Source organism: Bosea beijingensis (assembly GCF_030758975.1).
Lineage (GTDB): Bacteria > Pseudomonadota > Alphaproteobacteria > Rhizobiales > Beijerinckiaceae > Allobosea > Allobosea beijingensis.
In genome coordinates, this window is the sequence record NZ_CP132359.1 from 5,157,211 (window position 1) to 5,174,647 (window position 17,437).

The window sequence follows — 17,437 nt, forward strand, 5'->3', positions numbered from 1 at the left end:
CGCGCAGCCATTACCATGCGTGCCGACCTGGCGGTTAGGACGGTCCGGCATGGGGGAGGGGCTGGAGCGGCATGGAAGGCTGCGCCGCTGCCGTCAGAGCTCCAGCGTCACCATGACCGGGACGTGGTCGGAGGGGCGCTCCCAGCCGCGGGCCTCGCGCAGGAAGGTGAGGTCGCGCAAGGCCGGCTTCAGCCCGTCCGAGAGCCAGATATGGTCGAGGCGTCGGCCCTTGTTCGAGGCTGCCCAGTCCTGCGCCCGATAGCTCCACCAGGAATAGAGCTTTTCGGGCTCGGGCCGCAGCGTGCGGGCTGCATCCGTCCAGCCAAGTTCGCTGCGCAGTTTCTCCAGCGTCGTCGTCTCGATCGGCGTATGGCTGACGACGTCGAGGAGCTGCTTGTGGCTCCAGACGTCGTGCTCATAAGGCGCGATGTTGAGGTCGCCGAGCAGGATCGCCGGCCGGTCGGTCGGCTTCCTGGTCACGCCCCAGGCGCCGATCTCGTCGAGGAAGGCGAGCTTATGGGCGAATTTATCGTTCTTCTCGGGGTCCGGCAGGTCGCCGCCGGCCGGGATGTAGAAATTATGGATGGCGATGCCGGCAGCAGGACCTGCCGCCTTGTCGAGCGTCACCGTCATGTGCCGGGCGTCGTTGCGGCCGCACATCGACATCGCCTCTTTCTCGCTGAAGGGCAATTTCGAGACGATGGCGACGCCGTTGTAGCCCTTCTGACCGATGAAGGCCTGATGGACATAGCCGAGCTGGTGGAAGGCCTTGGCCGGGAACTGCTCGTCCGGCGTCTTGGTCTCCTGCAGGCAGAGAACGTCGGGGGCATGGGTGGCGAGGTACTCCCCGACCATGCCGATGCGCAGGCGGACGGAATTGATGTTCCAGCTTGTGACGGTGAGTTGCACGCGAGGCTTCCGGCGATCCGGCGATAAGGAGGCCGGAAACTGGGTCGCCCGGACGCAAAAGGCAAGCCGTTTTCGGCTTACCGCGCGTCGTCAGAGCCTGCGCTGGTAGTCGATCACGAAATTCTGCGGATCGGGTCGGCGACGGGTGTCGAGATTGTAGAGCGAGATCGCAGTCTCATAGCCCTGCGGATCGACGACGATCCATTGCCGGAGCTCGTTGGCGACGAGATCGTATTTCAGCGTGATCTTCGAGGTGCCGCCCAGCGTCGAGCGGTCCTCCAGCCGGACGGTCAGCAGGTCGCCGTCGACGCTTGCGCCCTTGAGCGTTCCTTCGCGCGCCAGGTCCATCTTCTCGCGCACGAGGAACTTCAGGGGCGTTTGGCCGATCGAATAGAGGTCCTGCGTGGCGAGGCGCTTGTCGCGGATGGCGACCGAGGTGCCGTCCGCGATCACTTCCGTGGTCGTCGGCGGCTCGTATTCGAAACGCATCTTGCCGGGGCGCTGAATGTAGATGCGCCCCTCCAGGCGGCGCCCGTTGGAGGCGTGCTGGATGAAATTGCCCTGCAGGGTCTGGAAGCTGTTGAGATAGGCGTTCAGCCGCTCGACGGCCTCTTCCTGCGTCGCGGGCGGGGCTTGCTTGCTCTTGGCCGGCGCGGCCGCGGGTTTCGCCGTCTCGACTGCGGGGGCGGCCGCGGCTGGGGCGTTCGTCGCGACAGCCTGAACCGGAGCGGCTTCCGTCGCGGCGCTGCGCGCCTGGCCAAGTCCCGCGGGCCGGGGTGGCGGCAGCACGAGGCGCGGCGCGGCCGGTTTCGCGGCAACAGGCTTCGGCGGCTGGAGCTGAAGCGGCTGAGCCGCCAGCGGGCCGGCCACGAGCGCGCAGCCGACCAATGTCGTCACCAGAACCGAAGCCCGAAGGGCCGGGGTCAATCTCTCGAGCAAGGCTGCTCCATTCCTTGTGCCCCGGCCATTGCTGCCGCAGCCTAGAGATCGCTGACGCGGGGATCGGACGATTTCCGATCCGGTCTTTACCGTCTCAACGTTTGGTCTGCTGCCGAGGTTGCAGCATCGTCATGGCAATTTGAGGACTGGTGCCGGTTGCCGCAAGGGCGCAGGTTCGTCGCAAGCCTCATTCGTCATGCTGGTTCTGGCTCTCGACAAGGATCTCGCGTTTCCCTGCGTGGTTGGCCGGCCCGACGATGCCCTCGTTCTCCATGCGCTCCATGATGGATGCGGCGCGGTTGTAGCCGATCTGGAGGCGGCGCTGGATGTAGGAGGTCGAGGCCTTCCTGTCGCGCAGCACGACCGCCACCGCCTGCTCGTAGGGGTCGTCGCTGTCGGCCTGGCCCATGCCGGTCTTGTCGAAGACGGCGCCGTCCTCGTCCTCTGCGCCCTCGTCCTCCTCGGAGGTGACGGCGTCGAGATATTGCGGCCGGCCTTGCGTCTTGAGATGGGCCACGACCTTCTCGACCTCGGCATCGCTGACGAAGGGGCCGTGGACGCGGGTGATGCGCCCGCCGCCGGCCATGTAGAGCATGTCGCCCTGGCCCAGAAGCTGCTCGGCGCCCATCTCGCCCAGGATCGTGCGCGAGTCGATCTTCGAGGTGACCTGGAAGGAGATGCGGGTCGGGAAGGAAGACCGAGACGACCCGTGTCATCGCATGCCTCCAACTCGAAATCCGCGCTTTCGCCCGCCCGGGCCCTGATCAGCTCAACAAGCCAGCGTGACCGTCCCACCCCAGGAACCGGCAATGCTGTCGATGGCAGAACCGAGACCCGCCATCGGGTCATCGCCGCCGTCGGCTGCCCGAAATCAGAGGCATCGACTTCGCGCCGCCATCGTCGCAGCGCGATGCCGATAGAGCCGGTGCCTTCGGCCGCCAGCTGAAGGCGCCGGGAGGCGGTCATCGAGAGGCGGCAGACCTCGCCAACGACAGAGCCAAGCCCACCATGGCGCAGGCCCTCTTCCATGCAGGCGAGCACCGTCTTGTCATCGCCGGCCTCGACATAGATCACGCGATCAGAGATCAGCCCCGCCTGTGCCATTGCCGGCGCGAATAGATCGGCTCGGGTGAGACACCAGAGCACCTTGCCACGACTCCTGGCGGCAACCCCGGCGCTGAACAATGCTGCTGCTGCCCCGTCAATCGCGCCATTGCCGCCACCAGCGACTTCATGGAGTGCCCCAAGAGCAAGGCCTCCACCGGGCAACCGTGAATCGACCGTCGCGATTCCGAACGGCAACACCGTCCGACCGCGGGCGCTTCGGCCCTCGATACGCTCGATCTGGTCGCGGAGCGACTGAAATACCGGCTGTGGCCGCAACAGACTTGACCTGCTAGAACGATGCTTGATGTTCCTCTTATGTTCTCGGTGGAGGCCGAAGAGTCAAGGTCGGTATTTGGCAGCGAGACAGACCCGGGTCTATAAAAGGTTGTCGGCAACCGGATAACGTCGGGCCGGCATCTAACCGCCAAGCTAGTCACGATGCGGCTAATGTGCCGACATCGCCGTGGGCTGACACTTCGCCCGTGTTGAACTGAAGCTCGCAGCGCACGCCGCTCAGCAGGTATTTGATTTCAACCGAAGCTTCCGCATCCGGACCAAAGGCGCGCCGAACCAGTTTCGATCCGAAACCCTCAATGGTTGGCACGGCGACCGGTGGACCGCCCCGCTCCTGCCACTGGAGCGTTACCCGTTCTCGCTCGACGATCCAGGAAACCTGGATGGCGCCTTGTTCGGTCGACAGAGCACCATACTTGGTAGCGTTCGTAGCCAGTTCGTGCACGATCATCGATAGCGATAGCGCAATGTTCGGCGCCAGCAGATGCGGCTCGCCTGAGAGAACCACGCCGTCTTCGCGCGCCAGATGGGGCTTGAGCGCTGTCGTAACGATGGCCCGTATATCACCTCCCGCAAATTCCTCGCCCAAGAGCACGTCGTACGCTCCCGCCAGCGCTATCAGGCGTTCAGCAAAGGATCGCGTAAGCTCCGGTTCTTTTCCCCGGAATGTCTGATTGGCGATCGCCTGGACAAGTGTGAGCGTATTTTTCACACGGTGAGCGAGTTCGCGCATAAGAAGATCGCGCTGCGCCTCGGAGCGCTTGATCTCCAAGGAGCGCTGTTCGAGTTCGTCGAGCATCCTGTCGAGGGCTTCACCGACTAGTTCAACATCGCCATCATTGGCGTGAAAGCCGGTCCGGGCGCTGCCAGCGCCCTCTTGCCAAGCTTTGATGACGCTGACGATTCGGTTGACGGGTCGGCGGATCAAGCCGCCTGCAAGCCACGCGGCAGCCAGAGCAATCACGCTTCCCAGCGTGATTGACAGTGCCGCGATGAATGTCTGCCGATTCACACCGGAATAAGCGTCGGCCTTGGAAATGCCGACGCTGATATAGAGTCCTTCCGGCGGACGGGTTGTTGGGCTGTACGCAATGACCCGCGGTGTTCCGTCCTGGCTCATGACATCCATGACGCCTTCGGCAGGGCCGTTGATCAGATGCTGAAAACTGTCCGGAATGCGGGTTCCGACGAAGCGCTCCGGCAGCGGGTTACGCGCGATGATGACACCATTGCGGTCCGCAATCGTCAGGGCGCCACGCTCTCCCAACCCGCGATCGCGAATGCGGTCATTCAACCAATCCAGCCGGATGCCGCTGGTCAAAACGGCGACCGTGCGGCCCTCCTTGTTTTGCACGGGCCGTGCAAGCGGCAGGACAGCCACGTCCGTCAATCGGCTGTGCGTGTACTCTCCGATGTGGAAGGCGTTCCGGCTGATCACCTCTTTGAAATACGGCCTGTCGGCGAAACTCTGGCCAAGCGGCATACCTGTCGGCTCGCAAATTAGCGTGCCGGAGAGATCGAGCACGAACAGGTTTCGGATCCATGGGACGGCGGGAAGCAACGGCTCCAGGGCGTCTTTGCAAGCGGAGGGATCGGTTGCGGCTTGCTGCACGGCCGGGATGGCAGCCGTCGCCGCCAGCAGGCCTTTGGCGCCTTCGATTAGACGCTCCATTTCTGAGGTAGCCTTGCGGTTTTCCTCAAGCGCCTTTGCGTCCACCTGCTTTTTGATCGCCGTTCGCGAGGTATACTCGTTGTACGCTAAAAGCACGGTAGCCGGAATCAGCGCTGCGACCGCAACGAAGATGAGCCGCTTCTTCATTATGCCCTCCGCGTCGCGACTATCTGGATGCAGCTTCCCCGACGCAAGGCCTCCGCGAGGGCGGAAGCAGAGATTTCTAGCGACAGGATTGCGCAGGCTGAGGGATCACGTTGTCGAGCAGGATCTCCGGATCCGTTCGTCAGTGCGGATTTCGTCAGACAATCAGCCCTAGCTCACAGATTTCACCAATGAATTCGGCCGCGGTGGCTCCAATCGTACGCTCAATGTAGCCCGATTAAACGTCGTACTAGCCTCGTCTAGCCCAATTGCTCGTCGCACGCTTCACAATTGGGCTATACGACGGGCTTGGAAGAGCCAGAGGTCCCGCCATGTTGGCGGTCGGCCTGTGCCGACACCCTAAGTTTGTCAGGTGAGGGTGAGCTAAGCCTTGCCATCGCTGACATCGCATTTTCGACGTCAGCCAGTATGTCGGCGACGGACCCCAAAGTATATCGGCGTCATTTCTCGCTGCTTAGTGCCGGCACGAACGAGGCATCATGGCGCCTCTGCACACGCTATATCCCGGTAGAGCGCGAAGGCGCTTGGGTCATCGTCCTATTCGTCAGGTGAGCGCATGATTCTGTTCGAGCGAATTCGAAAGAATGCCGACGCATTTCGTCAGGTCGGAGATCGCGCGGCGCGGGAAGGGCGGACAATGACAGTAGCGAGCGCGTTGCTAAAATCCTCCATAGGAAGCCTAAATCCTTAGGCGTTCTGTCTGCATTATTGTAAGGGCTGGTGAGGTAAGTACCGATTCTTCAGTTTCGACGCAGTAAAAACTTGTATAAGGTTGCGGCATGTTAAATCAGAGCGATAATCAGACCGCATGGGCATTCCAGTTAGACGGGGTATTTATTGATTATTATGGATATGGAAAAATTCATATCCCTAGATGTAATTTATGTCCAGATACGGTGATTCGCATCGTATGCGATGACGAAAAAGTTACTATCAACCAGTGCGATGCGGTAAAATATAGTAAGCATGTTAAGCATTATACGAGTTACCAACTAGCGAATGCTCACTCTGTGTCGGTCATTGAAGGGCATGTTAAGGAGGTTCATTCGCCGGGGATTGGTGGGTTAACTGTGCATGAAAATGCCATTGTAGAATATGTCACCAACATCGCTCCTGAGCGGCAGCCCTATTTGGGTAAGACATACGATCGTAGCGGCATCGCCTTTTACGTCCATGGCCTCGCCAGTATCCCAATTGGCGATGTCCATCTTGAGCCAGGCGCGCCCATCGAGGTTGGGATCGGGAAGGGATACGTCGCCGTGCTTCAAAATCGGAGAGAAAAGAGAAGGCACGCCATCGATCCCATTGTCGCTGATCATCTCCGCGCTGCTACTGTCATCAACGTTTATGCTACGCGCGAGTTGAACGGCTTGCCACCAACAGATCCTACGAACCCACTTCCCTTTGAGCATGTGGGGTATCCGGTAACCAATCTGATCGAGCTCGAATAACGCAAAGCGGCCGCCGGTTCTGTTAGTCGAAATCCGCCAGCGCAGGTTGTGAGCATACGCAGCCAGGCTGGCAGTGGGTAGGGTTCCAGGCAGCTCGATCGCTCACCAAACAATTTGCGCACTTGGCTCTCTGGGCAAAGGCGTGTTCCGGCGAGCCCCCGTAAGCAATATTAGGCGTAAGCGCCGGTAAGGGTAGGAAGGGGCTAAAACCATGTCCCACCCAACGCGCCTGTGCCGCGAGTGCGCCGCGATTGCCAGCGGCGTAGTAGCGACTGGTAACTCGTCCGAGGGATATAGAACGGCGCCACTCAAGGAACCAAAAATGCGCAGCTGACGGCGGAAGGATGCGCTCGCGCTTGGAGAGGTCGTTGGGGCCAATGTCTAGGGTTCAAGGCCGATATGTCAGATCATCAACCCCCCGTGAGATCCTCAAGCTCGGCCTCGTCACCATCTCGGTTAGCCTCGTCTGGATCGTCCTTGTCCAGCTGCGTGTATGCGAACAAGTTGATCCCAGGCGGATCCTCGACAGGCTGATCGGTCAGCGGCGGCAATTGTACCTTGAGGAGCTTTTTCATTGCCACGTGGAAGAGCGGACCGCCTGCATAGATTCCGTCGGTCACACTGGCTTGGCTGTGCCCAACGACTGCGCGTGTCAAATTAAGAGATGCCGTCCGACGAAAATGCGTGATGAACCAGCGTCGGCAGCTATGGAAGTTTACCCGAGAGCGCCGGCTTCCCGGCAGTCGGTCATGCACATCGACACCCTCCCGCTGGCGATATGCGGTGAATGCGTTGCTGGCCTTGAACGAGCGCTCGCGCATGCTCCCAGCTTTCTTCGCTGCGGGCCAATCTGGAAACACATCGTCCTTCGGCTTCCGATTGGCCGTTCTGCGTTTGAAAATCTCTGCTAGCTCGGGATGCATCGGGACCACCCGAGAGCCGACCTCCTTCTTCATCCGCTGGAATACGATGAAGTCCTTCCCGACTTCCTCGACCTTTAGCCGGACAATGGCCTCAAGCCGAGCGCCGGTTAGAAGGCCGATCATGATGACATCATGAAGCTTCCGCGGAGCCTTCCCCATCAGCAGGCGGCGCACCTCGTCCATCGTGAATGCGCGCTCACGCTCGTCCGTCGATTTGATTTTGTTTTTGAGAAGCTGGTCAGTCCAGACGTTCGGCCCCGCCAGCTCATGAAGGCGCAGCACCACCCAAAATTTTTTCAGGCGATTGACGTACTTGTTTTTCGTGACATTCGCGATCGGTCGGCCGGTGAGCCGGTCCATCTCGCGCAGGAAGTTGTAGGCCATCAGCTCGGTGAATTTCCTCATATCAAACGAATGGCCGTTGGCTTCGCACCACTCCTTGAGGTAGCGAAATGCACGCTCATCATCAGCAATCGTGCGAGCCGTAAGCTCGTCTTCGATTGTCAGTTTTTCGATGTAGGCTTTCCGGCAGTCCTCGAGGCGCCGCTCATAGTGGTTAGGATAAACCGTCTGGAGAAACAGAGCGGCATCCGCTTCTTTCTGCTCATCGTAGAGCTCAATGGGCTCTTCCTCTCCCGTTCCATCATCCCACATGCCGATTGGCTTTCCGAGGAACAGGCCGTGCTCCAGGTCGATATCCATCCTGATGGACTGGCGGCCCTCGGCATCATTGTCGGGATCATCGAGCAGTTTCCGAAACTGCAGCCCCTTCTGGATGGGCGTTGCCAGGAAGCGGATGCTCTCGGCATCCTTTGCCTCCAGACGCATGGCGCGACGCTCGGCTTCAATCAGCTTGTCGAACTCGACGATGACGGCCCGCTTCAGCTTCGACGCCTTTTTCAGGTCGCCGGTGCCGAGCGGACGCTTCAATCGCGTCTTGCCCATCCGCAGGCGCAGGTCCGCAGGCACCGGGTAAGTGACCCTCCACTGGGGACCGTGGGGCTCCAGGTATCGGGCATCGACGGTGCTCTTACTTGGCATGGGTTGTCTCATCGGAATTCACACCTAGTACCCATATCGGTACCCATGCAAATACCCGGTAACCCCGATGGCATCGAATGTTTCAGCCGTAGCAACGGTTTGGAAGGAAAAATCAACGGTGTCCCCTCAGCTCCACCAGGCCTTTCCGTAAAATCCTGATCCTCGTTGCCTTCTCTGAGGCTGGCGATATGCCGCCCTTGTTCTGGTCCGAGCCCGGGCGGCGGATTGACGCGGAGATCGGCGGTTAGGTCGGGCTTTTGCTTGCCTGGCTCGCTCTTTCAGTCCGTGTCGCCGCCTCGCCGACCGAAATGACCCGCCGCGTCACGGCATGACGGCGCAGCATCGATGCCTCCGGGGAAACGGTCTCCCGTCCGACGCCGGCTACCGGGATCGGCGGAGACGCAGCATCACCCTGACTTCCTGCCCTGGGTCTACCCGTTACCCCAAGCCTCGAAGTCGAGGTGGGAGGACAACGCCTCCAAACCCGCGGACCACCGGCCATAAACTCGCCCTTAACCTCGATCGGTCATTTCGTCGGAGCAGTAGTGGCTTCGCGCGGGCTGTAGCTGCTGCGGTGCGAGGGTAGCAAAAACCATGCGGCTGATCGTCGGCACAATCATCGTCTGCTTATGCGTCTTCGGCGGCTATGCGGCGATGGGCGGCTACCTCAGCGTGCTCTGGCAGCCGTTCGAGTTCGTCATCATCCTCGGGGCGGCGGTCGGCGCCTTCGTCATCGGCAATCCCGGGCCGGTGCTCAAGGCCGTACCGTCCATGCTCGGCACCATCGTGAAGGGCCCCAAATACAAGCAGGAAGACTATGTCGAGCTGCTCGGGATGCAGTACTCGCTCTACAAGCTGGTGAAGCAGAAGGGCATGCTCGCGGTCGAGGAGCATATCGAAAACCCGAGCGCATCGTCCCTGTTCAATGCCTTCCCGGCCTTTGCGGCGAACCATCATGCGGTCGAGTTCGTCTGCGACTACATGCGCATGTTGACGCTGGGCGCCAACAACGTCCACGAGATCGACGCTCTGATGGACGAGGAGCTGGAGACGCACCACCAGGAGCAGGAGCGGATCGTCTCCGCCATGCAGTCGATCGCCGACGGAACGCCGGCACTCGGCATCGTCGCCGCCGTGCTCGGCGTGATCAAGACGATGGGCGCGATCAAGGAGCCGCCGGAGGTGCTGGGGCATCTGATCGGCGGTGCGCTCGTCGGCACCTTCTTCGGCGTCTTCGTCGCCTACGGCTTCTTCGCGCCCATGGCGTCGTCGCTCAAGAGCACCTTCGAGGCGGAAGCCAAATACTTCCTTTCGCTCAAGGCGGGACTCCTTGCCCATATCAGCGGCCAGCCGCCGGTGATGGCGGTCGAATTCGCCCGCAAAGCTCTGATGAGCGACGTCCGCCCGACCTTCGCCGAAGTGGAAGCGGCAACCGCTGCTCTGCCCGCCAGCGCCTGACCCGATCTCCAGCAGGAACGCGATGGCCAAGTCGACCCAGCCGATCATCATCAAGAAGGTCAAGAAGGCCGGCCATGCCCACCATGGCGGCGCCTGGAAGATCGCCTATGCGGATTTCGTGACCGCCATGATGGCGTTCTTCCTGCTGATGTGGCTGATCAGCATGACGACGCAGGAGCAGAAGGACGGCTTGGCGGAATATTTCGCGCCGACATCTGCCCTGAGCCCCGGCACCAGTGGCGCCGGCGGCATCCTGATGGGTACCGCACTGGACAAATCAGGCAACAAGACGTCGGCGCCTCGCGACGCGGCGAGGGACACGACCGGGCAGGAGGACAAAACGCGCCCGGCCAACTCAGGCGGCGCCAGCGAGCGCGAGGCCAGCCGCCGCGCCACCAACATGCAAGCCAATTATAGCGCCATAGCCAGCCTTCGGCAGGCGCTCCAGAACATGCCCGAAATTGCCGATCTGTCGCGCAACATCGTGATCGAGCAGACCAAGGAGGGGCTGAACGTTTCGCTCGTGGACGAGAACGGTCGTTCCATGTTCCCCGAGGGCTCGGTCCAGCCCTACGAGCGCACCCGTGTCGTGCTGGAGGCGATCGCGCCGACCCTGCGCCGGATGCCCAACCAACTGTCTGTCGCCGGCCACACGGCCGCCGCACGCCCGGGCTCGGCGCAAGCCGTCGATTCCTGGAGCATCACCGCCGGTCGCGCGCTCGCCGTGCGCGAGATCCTGTCGGGTGCGGGGCTCCCCAGCAACCGCTTCGTTTCCGTGGCGGGACGCGCCGACACCGAGCCGCTGTTCGTCGACAATCCCTACATCCCGCCCAACCGCCGGGTGACGATCACGCTGCTGAATGCGGAGCCGCCGCTGCCCCCGGGCGGCATTCCCTGAGGACGGGGCGCCTCGACCGCGTCAGAGTTAGTCTGCACGCCCCTCTTGAGCCCCAGGAGGCGTTGCACAGCGGCCCGGCTCGGCCGGTCGTCCGCACTCCCTCAGCTTGCCCATCTCGATCGGCGGTTGCTCAAGCAGGCCCCGCAGGCGCGTGAAGGTCGCGTCGATCCGTCCGATCCGCGCTCGAGCTCAAGTCGCCGGCATCGACCGGCTGAGCAGACGGTCATCGCGGCGCTGGCCGACGCGATCGCCTTCGATCCGCTACCGATCGAGCGGACAGGTCGCTTGCAAACTCCGGCATCTGTGCTCATTCGAGATACCGTGTCAGCCTGACGGGGGCGAATGGTGAGCGCTCCGGCACTGGCGCGGCCCAGTTCGCCTCGACGATCGCTACGTTTACCGCAACCGCAGCCTTGCGCTGAGCCCAGGGGGTCCGACCGGCGGCCCCGCTCTTCGGCGTCATCGGCCCGTGAAGCCCAGACGCGCTATTTGTCGTCGGCGCCGGCAAGGGCAGCAGGTATCGTGACGCCGAGGCGGCGGGCATTGTCCCGGAGTGCCGCGAGCGTTTCCCGGCCCAGAGGGCAAGACCCGTCGAAGCTTCGGCGTGCCTGGATCGCCCTGTCGCCGGGGGCGCGGACCGGGTCGCCCCCGGGCGCGACCCGCGAGGCGCGGACGCGATCGGTCAAGCCCGATGCCGCTGCCGCGAACTCGGCGGGCGGCCGCAACCCGTCGATCCGGATCGCCAGGAACAGGTTCGCGCTGTCATAGGGGCGGGCCATGTCGCCATAGAGCGGCTGCACGGCTTCGCCCATGCCGCCACCGGACAAGCCACCGGCGATGAGATCGATCATCAGGGCGAGCCCGAAGCCCTTGGCCCCGGCTGCGGGCAGGAGCGTGCCCTTGAGCGCTTCCAGCGCATCGCGCGTCGGCAGGCCGTCGGCCGTCTGCGCCCAGCCTTCGGGTATCGGCTCGCCCTTGCCGGCCGCGAGCCTGATCTTGCCCATCGCACCGGCGCTCATCGCGAAATCAAGGACAACAGGCTCGGTCTCCGTCGGGACTGCGATCGCGAGGGGATTGTTGCCGACCACGGCCTCCGTGCCGCCGGGGGCGGGCAGCATCGGGCGGGTGTTCGCCATGACGATGCCGATCTGGCCGGACAGCGCGATCCTGCGGGCGAAGCGCCCGGCAGCGCCGAAATGGAAGGCGTTGCGGACGGCGACCAGCGCGAGACCATGGGCATCGGCGCGGGCGATGGCGATCGCGCAGGCGGTTTCGGCCGTGACCTGCCCCAGCCCGTTGCCCGCATCGATGGTCAGGCGCGCACCCTGATCCACCACGATCTCGCCCGTGGCGCGGGGATCGACGGAGCCGCCCCCGATGCGGGCGAGATACATCGGCAGATGCAGCAGGCCATGCGAGGGCAGGCCCCCGCTATCGGCCTCGACGAGAGCTTCCACAACGAGAGCGGCATTGTCGTGCGGTGCGCCGGCCGCTTCGAGCAGGGCGATGGCGAAGCTTGTCAGGCTCTCGGCCGGATAGGTATTCGAAGCCGCCATCAGCCCGTCCTCGATGCAAGACGCCCGGCGCTATGGCCGGGCGCGGTTGTCGGTGTCGTTGAAAGCTGTGCTCAGCGCACCGGCGGGGCGTATTGCAGGCCGCCCTGGGTCCAGAGCCTGTTGAGGCCGCGGGCGATGCCGAGCTTCGAGCCCGTGCCGACATTGCGCTCGTAGACCTCGCCGTAATTGCCGACCTGCTTGGCGATCTGCAGGGCCCAGTCGGGCTTCAGGCCCATGGACTCGCCGAAATTCCCGTTGCCGCCGAGCAGGCGCTGCACCTCGGGCGAGCCGCTGGTCTTGAGCCCATCGGCATTGGCGGAGGTAACGCCGAGCTCTTCGGCCACGATCATGGAATAGAGCGACCAGCGCACGATGCTGGTCCAGGCCTCGTCGCCCTGGCGCACGACCGGACCGAGCGGCTCCTTCGAGATCAGGTCGGGCAGGATGACGTATTCGGCCGGGTTGACCAGCTTCAGCCGATAGGCGGAGAGCGCCGAGACGTCGTTGCTGAACACGTCGCAGCGGCCGGATTCGAAGGCTTTCGCGACCTGATCGCCGGCCTCGAAGGCGACGCCCTCGTATTTCATGCCGTTCGCCCGGAAATAATCGGCGATGTTGAGCTCCGTCGTGGTGCCGGTGGGCACGCAGACCGAGGCGCCGTTCAGGTCCTTGGCCGAGGCGATGTTCGCGGATTTGCGGACCATGAAGCCCTGGCCGTCGTAATAGCCGATGCCGACATAGCGCAGGCCCATCTGGGTATCGCGCCCCAGCGTCCAGGTCGCCTGCCGGGAGAGCACATCGATCTCGCTGGTCTGCAATGCGACGAAGCGGTCCTTGGGGCTCAGCGGCGTGAAGCGCACCTTCTTGGCGTCGCCGAGCACGGCGGCTGCGACCGCCCGGCAGATATCGACGTCGAAGCCGCCCCAGAGCCCCTTCTCGTCGGGCACGGAGAAGCCGGCCACGCCCGGGCTGACGCCGCAGACCAGTTCGCCTCGCGCCCGGACGTTCTCGAGCGTGCCGGCAGCAACGGGCAGGGCGGAGGCGGCGAGCAAGCCGGCGAGCAGCAGGAGACGCTTCTTCATTGCGATGGCCTTTCAGGCGGTACGATCCGCCATTTCGTTGATCCCGGCGCGATCCTGTCGGCTTTCCGACCCAGGGGCAGTTTTGCATCCACGCATTTCGCGACGTGAAACGAAGTCAATTCCGGCCGCGTCCGGTGCTGGCCGCGCCCATCATCACGGCCATTGAAACCGGCACGTTGCACCATGCAGACATCCGCACCGAACAGCTTCCGCCAGCGCTTGCTCAGCGGCGCCTTCCTCGCCGGGAGCTTCCTCAAGACGCCGACCGGCCATGCGACCGAGATCCTCGGATTCTGCGGCTACGACTTCGTCGTCATCGACCAGGAACATGCGCCCTTCGATCGCAACACCACCGATATCGCCCTGCTGGCGGCCCGCGCCGCCCGGATCGCCGGTGTCGTCCGGGTTCCCACGCTTTCGGCGGATGCGATCCTCTCGGTGCTGGATTGCGGCGCGGAGGGTGTGCTCGCGCCCCATATCGCCACCGTGGCCGATGCCGAGGCCTTGGTCGCTGCCTGCCGCTACCGCGGCGGCAAGCGCGGCTTCTCGGGCGTCACCCGGGCCGGCCGCTATGGCGGCGCGAAGATGTGGGACCTCGTCGATACCTCCGATGCGGCCGTCGCGACCATCGCGATGATCGAGGACCCCTCTGCGCTTGAGAAGATCGACGCGATCCTCGCGGTCGAGGGGCTCGATGCCGTCTTCATCGGCCGTGGTGACCTGACGGTGGCTTTCGGCGCGCCGACGCGCGATGCGCCGGTCGTTCGCGATGCGGTCGATGCGATCCTCCGGGCCGCCAAGGCAGCCGGTAAGCCGGTCTGCGTGATGACGGATAATGGCGAGGAATCCGCTGCCTTCGCCGAGCGCGGCGCCAGCGCCTTCATCCTCTCTTCGGACCAGGGTTTCCTGCGCAAGGCCGCGAGCGACACCCTCTCACAGATGCAGGCCGCCCGGAGCCGGGTCGAAGCCGCCGGTACGCGATAGGAGAACACCCGTGTCCAGCTATCCTTCCAGCGATCCCCGCTCGCAACTGGCGGCTCAGCCCGCCGCCAAGGCGCCTGCGGCCAAGGCCTATGCCGGGGCCGACTATGCCCGCTTCTATGCCGAGGCGCCGCAGCAGGCCGGCGACAGGTTCAAGACCTGGCTGGCGCGCGGGCAGAACTTCATCGTCGCCTATTCCGATGCCGAGGCCGGCGCCGTGCTGGAGCGCCCGGCGCAGCCCGACGAATACTGCCTGATCCTGCCGGAGGAGACGCTTGGCGCAACGGTCACGGCCGGGGCTGAGACTGTCGAGGTGCCCGGCCGCTCGATCGCCTTCATTCCGCCCGGCGTGTCGAAGGTGAGCGTGGCCGGCAAGGGCCGCCTGATCCGCATCTTCTCCAGCGTGGCGCCCGACCTCGCGGAGGCCTGCTCCAATGCGGCGTCCTATGCCGAGCCCCATGCCAATGTCGCGCTGCTCAAGCCCTGGCCGGAGCCGCGCGGCGGCTGGAAGATCCGGTCCTACAGTCTCGATGTCGACGCCGGCGGAACCGGGCGCTTCGGCAGCATCTTCCGCTGCACGACGCTGATGGTGAACATGCTCGATCCGCGCTTCGGCCTGCGCGACACCACCACGCTTTCCCCGCATCATCATGACGATTTCGAGCAGGGCTCGCTCGTCATCGATGGCGGCTATATCCACGATATCCGCTGGCCCTGGACACCGGACATGCGCATCTGGCGCGAGGACGAGCATGAGCTGATGGCCGCGCCCTCGCTCACCGTGATCCCGCCGCCGTCGATCCATACCTCGCGCTCGGTGCTGCCGGGTCTGAACCAGATGATCGACATCTTCTCCCCGCCCCGCCTGGATTTCTCGCTGAAGCCGGGCTGGGTCATCAACGCCGCGGATTATCCGATGCCCGGCGAAACCGCGTGAGGGCCACGGACATGAACGCCACCGCCACGAATGCCGAGGCACGCAGCCGCCAGATCGCCGATCTCCTTGTCGGCGCCGTCGATCTGCACTGCCATAGCGGCCCGGCCGCGATGCCGCGCATCCTCGACCATCACGAGGCGATGCTGGATGCAGCCGAAGCCCAGTTTCGCGCCGTCGTCTACAAGGACCATTTCTATCTGGGCACCGCGCATGCGATCCTGCTGGAGAAGCTCGTGCCGGATACCGGCGTCAGGCTCTTCTCCGGCATAGCGCTGAACAATGCCTCGGGCGGCTTCAATCCGCATGCGGTCGACCATGCGATCAAGCTCGGCGGCAAGATCGTCTGGTTGCCGACGCTTTCGGCCAAGAACCATATCGACGTGCTCGCCTCCGGCGCGGTGAAGACCTTCCCGAAGACGGCTCAGAAGATGCTCGATCCGATCCCGCTGACGGCCTTCGGCCCGGACGGCAAGCTGATCGACGAGGTCAAGCAGATCCTCGACCTGATCGCGGAGGGCGACATCATCCTGGCCGGCGGGCATCTCTCGACGCCGGAACTCTTCGCCGTGTTCGAGGAGGCTAAGGCGCGCGGCGTGAAGAAGCTGCTCGTCAATCACCCGACCTACATGGTCAACCATTGCAGCGACGCGGAAATCCGCCATCTCGTCGATCTCGGCGCGGTGATGGAGCATTCGATCTGCATGTTCGTCGAGGGCAAGTCGAAGAAGTTCGACCCGCCGGAGCTGCGCCGGGTGATCGAGGTCGCCGGTGTCGAGAACACCGTGCTCTGTTCCGATCTCGGCCTCACCGGCTCGCCGCGCCCGGTCGACGGCTATCGCGAGATCGTCGGCCACCTGCTCGACCTGCAGTTCACGGAAGCCGAGATCAAGCGAATGACCGGCGGGCATGCGGCGGAATTGCTGGAGCTCGATCAGGTAGTCTGACAAAGAAAAGCGGCCCGGGTTTCCCCGGGCCGTTTCGTTTCTGGAGTTTCGCCCCCCTCAGTCCATCGAGATTCCAGCGGCCTTGATCACATCGGCCCAGCGGGCGATTTCCTGGGTCTGGGCGATCCGCAGCGCCGTCGCGTCGCCGGTGCGGGCGCGCACGCCGATCACGTCGAGTTTCTCACGGCCGGCATCGCTGTCGATATAGGCGCGCGTGATCGCGGCGAGGCGCGTCGCGACCGGATCGGGCAACCCCTTGGGGCCGACGAGGCCGAACCAGCCGGCCACATTGACATCCGGCAGGCCGGATTCCGCCAAGGTCGGGACATCCGGCAATTGCGGGGCACGCTGATCGCTGGTGACCGCGAGCGCGCGGATCGCGCCGCTCTTCGCATGCGGGATGTAGCTCGGCAGGAAATCGATCGCGACATTGACCACGCCGGCCAGCAGGTCGGTCGCGAGCGGGGCCGAGCCGCGATAAGGCACATGCGTCATCTGGAAGCCGGCCTTGCGCTGGACCAGCTCGCCGATCATGTGCCCCATCAGACCGAAGCCGGGGCTGCCGAAGGTGAGCTTGCCCGGGTTGGCCTTGCCATAGGCGACGAGCTCCGCGAAGGACTTGACCGGCAGCGACGGATGCACCGCGACGATGCCCTGGACGTCGCCGAGCAGGGCGACCGGCGTGAAATCCGCGAGCGGATCGAAGTTCAGCGTCTTGTAGAGCAGCTTGTTGGTGGCGAGCGGGCCCGAGGACGAGAACATCAGCGTGTAGCCGTCCGCCGCCGCGCGAACGACGCTGGTCGCGGCGATATTGCCGCCCGCGCCGGTCTTGTTTTCGACGACGAAGCCCTGGCCCAGTTCGCCGCGCAAACGCTCCGCCAGAAGCCTGGCGACGACATCGGTCGAGGCGCCGGCAGGGAACGGCACGACGATATTGGTTGCCCGGCTCGGCCAGGTATCGGCAAAGGCCGGCCGATTACCCGCCAGGATGCCGGCTCCGGCGACCGAGGCCATGAAACTGCGGCGTGAGAGCTGTCGCTCCATTGAAATCTCCTCCCCACGGCGCCACTGCGGGCGCAT

Annotated in this window: 13 protein-coding genes and 2 pseudogenes; 6 read left to right on the top strand and 9 right to left on the bottom strand. The window is 63.8% G+C overall.

Annotated features, from left to right (window positions below; genetic code table 11):
• Positions 1 to 93: 93 nt before the first annotated feature.
• The 5 genes and pseudogenes from xth to Q9235_RS24780 all read right to left on the bottom strand — a co-directional run bounded on the left by xth (position 94) and on the right by Q9235_RS24780 (position 5,068).
• Positions 94 to 909: an exodeoxyribonuclease III gene (gene xth, locus Q9235_RS24760; protein ID WP_306224409.1), complete on the bottom strand. Its 816-nt coding sequence runs from the start codon at positions 907 to 909 to the stop codon at positions 94 to 96.
• A gap of 90 nt (positions 910 to 999) precedes the next feature.
• Entirely contained in the window at positions 1,000 to 1,848 is an 849-nt protein-coding gene (locus tag Q9235_RS24765; protein ID WP_306224410.1) for an outer membrane lipoprotein carrier protein LolA, read from the bottom strand.
• 187 nt (positions 1,849 to 2,035) lie between these two features.
• Positions 2,036 to 2,542: pseudogene (locus Q9235_RS24770) on the bottom strand (DNA translocase FtsK); the annotation flags it as partial.
• Positions 2,506 to 3,231 (bottom strand): annotated as a pseudogene (locus Q9235_RS24775) (ImuA family protein); the annotation flags it as partial. The pseudogenes Q9235_RS24775 and Q9235_RS24770, both read right to left, overlap by 37 nt.
• 157 nt (positions 3,232 to 3,388) lie before the next feature.
• The gene (locus Q9235_RS24780; protein ID WP_306224411.1) at positions 3,389 to 5,068 is read right to left on the bottom strand and encodes a sensor histidine kinase; all 1,680 of its coding nucleotides are present in this window, start codon (positions 5,066 to 5,068) and stop codon (positions 3,389 to 3,391) included.
• 797 nt (positions 5,069 to 5,865) lie between these two features.
• Between Q9235_RS24780 and Q9235_RS24785 the strand changes: the two genes are divergently transcribed.
• Positions 5,866 to 6,537, top strand: a complete 672-nt coding sequence (locus Q9235_RS24785; protein WP_306224412.1) for a hypothetical protein — start codon at positions 5,866 to 5,868, stop codon at positions 6,535 to 6,537.
• 410 nt (positions 6,538 to 6,947) lie between these two features.
• Here the strand turns inward: Q9235_RS24785 and Q9235_RS24790 are convergent, their stop codons facing one another.
• Positions 6,948 to 8,429, bottom strand: coding sequence for a tyrosine-type recombinase/integrase (locus Q9235_RS24790; protein ID WP_306224413.1), 1,482 nt, complete (start codon positions 8,427 to 8,429; stop codon positions 6,948 to 6,950).
• 666 nt (positions 8,430 to 9,095) lie between these two features.
• Between Q9235_RS24790 and motA the strand changes: the two genes are divergently transcribed.
• Both motA and Q9235_RS24800 read left to right on the top strand, forming a co-directional pair.
• The gene (gene motA, locus Q9235_RS24795) at positions 9,096 to 9,959 is read left to right on the top strand and encodes a flagellar motor stator protein MotA (protein WP_306224414.1); all 864 of its coding nucleotides are present in this window, start codon (positions 9,096 to 9,098) and stop codon (positions 9,957 to 9,959) included.
• Between the two features lie 22 nt (positions 9,960 to 9,981).
• On the top strand, positions 9,982 to 10,857 hold the full coding sequence (locus Q9235_RS24800) for a flagellar motor protein MotB (RefSeq protein ID WP_306224415.1): 876 nt from the start codon (positions 9,982 to 9,984) through the stop codon (positions 10,855 to 10,857).
• A gap of 485 nt (positions 10,858 to 11,342) precedes the next feature.
• On the opposite strand, the gene Q9235_RS24805 is transcribed toward Q9235_RS24800, so the two are convergent.
• Together Q9235_RS24805 and Q9235_RS24810 are read right to left on the bottom strand one after the other, a co-directional pair.
• Positions 11,343 to 12,413: an Ldh family oxidoreductase gene (locus tag Q9235_RS24805; protein ID WP_306224416.1), complete on the bottom strand. Its 1,071-nt coding sequence runs from the start codon at positions 12,411 to 12,413 to the stop codon at positions 11,343 to 11,345.
• Between the two features lie 71 nt (positions 12,414 to 12,484).
• A complete protein-coding gene (locus Q9235_RS24810; protein ID WP_306224417.1) occupies positions 12,485 to 13,495 on the bottom strand; it encodes an amino acid ABC transporter substrate-binding protein in 1,011 nt (336 codons plus the stop codon).
• A 183-nt stretch (positions 13,496 to 13,678) separates the two neighbouring features.
• Between Q9235_RS24810 and Q9235_RS24815 the strand changes: the two genes are divergently transcribed.
• From Q9235_RS24815 to Q9235_RS24825, 3 genes are read left to right on the top strand one after another with little or no spacing between them, the layout of a single operon-like run.
• The gene (locus Q9235_RS24815; protein ID WP_306224418.1) at positions 13,679 to 14,479 is read left to right on the top strand and encodes an HpcH/HpaI aldolase family protein; all 801 of its coding nucleotides are present in this window, start codon (positions 13,679 to 13,681) and stop codon (positions 14,477 to 14,479) included.
• 10 nt (positions 14,480 to 14,489) lie between these two features.
• Complete coding sequence (locus Q9235_RS24820; RefSeq protein WP_306224419.1) at positions 14,490 to 15,413, top strand: cupin domain-containing protein; 924 nt, start codon at positions 14,490 to 14,492, stop codon at positions 15,411 to 15,413.
• Between the two features lie 11 nt (positions 15,414 to 15,424).
• A complete protein-coding gene (locus tag Q9235_RS24825; RefSeq protein ID WP_306224420.1) occupies positions 15,425 to 16,357 on the top strand; it encodes a DUF6282 family protein in 933 nt (310 codons plus the stop codon).
• 57 nt (positions 16,358 to 16,414) lie between these two features.
• Here the strand turns inward: Q9235_RS24825 and Q9235_RS24830 are convergent, their stop codons facing one another.
• Complete coding sequence (locus tag Q9235_RS24830; protein ID WP_306224421.1) at positions 16,415 to 17,401, bottom strand: Bug family tripartite tricarboxylate transporter substrate binding protein; 987 nt, start codon at positions 17,399 to 17,401, stop codon at positions 16,415 to 16,417.
• Positions 17,402 to 17,437 lie beyond the last annotated feature (36 nt).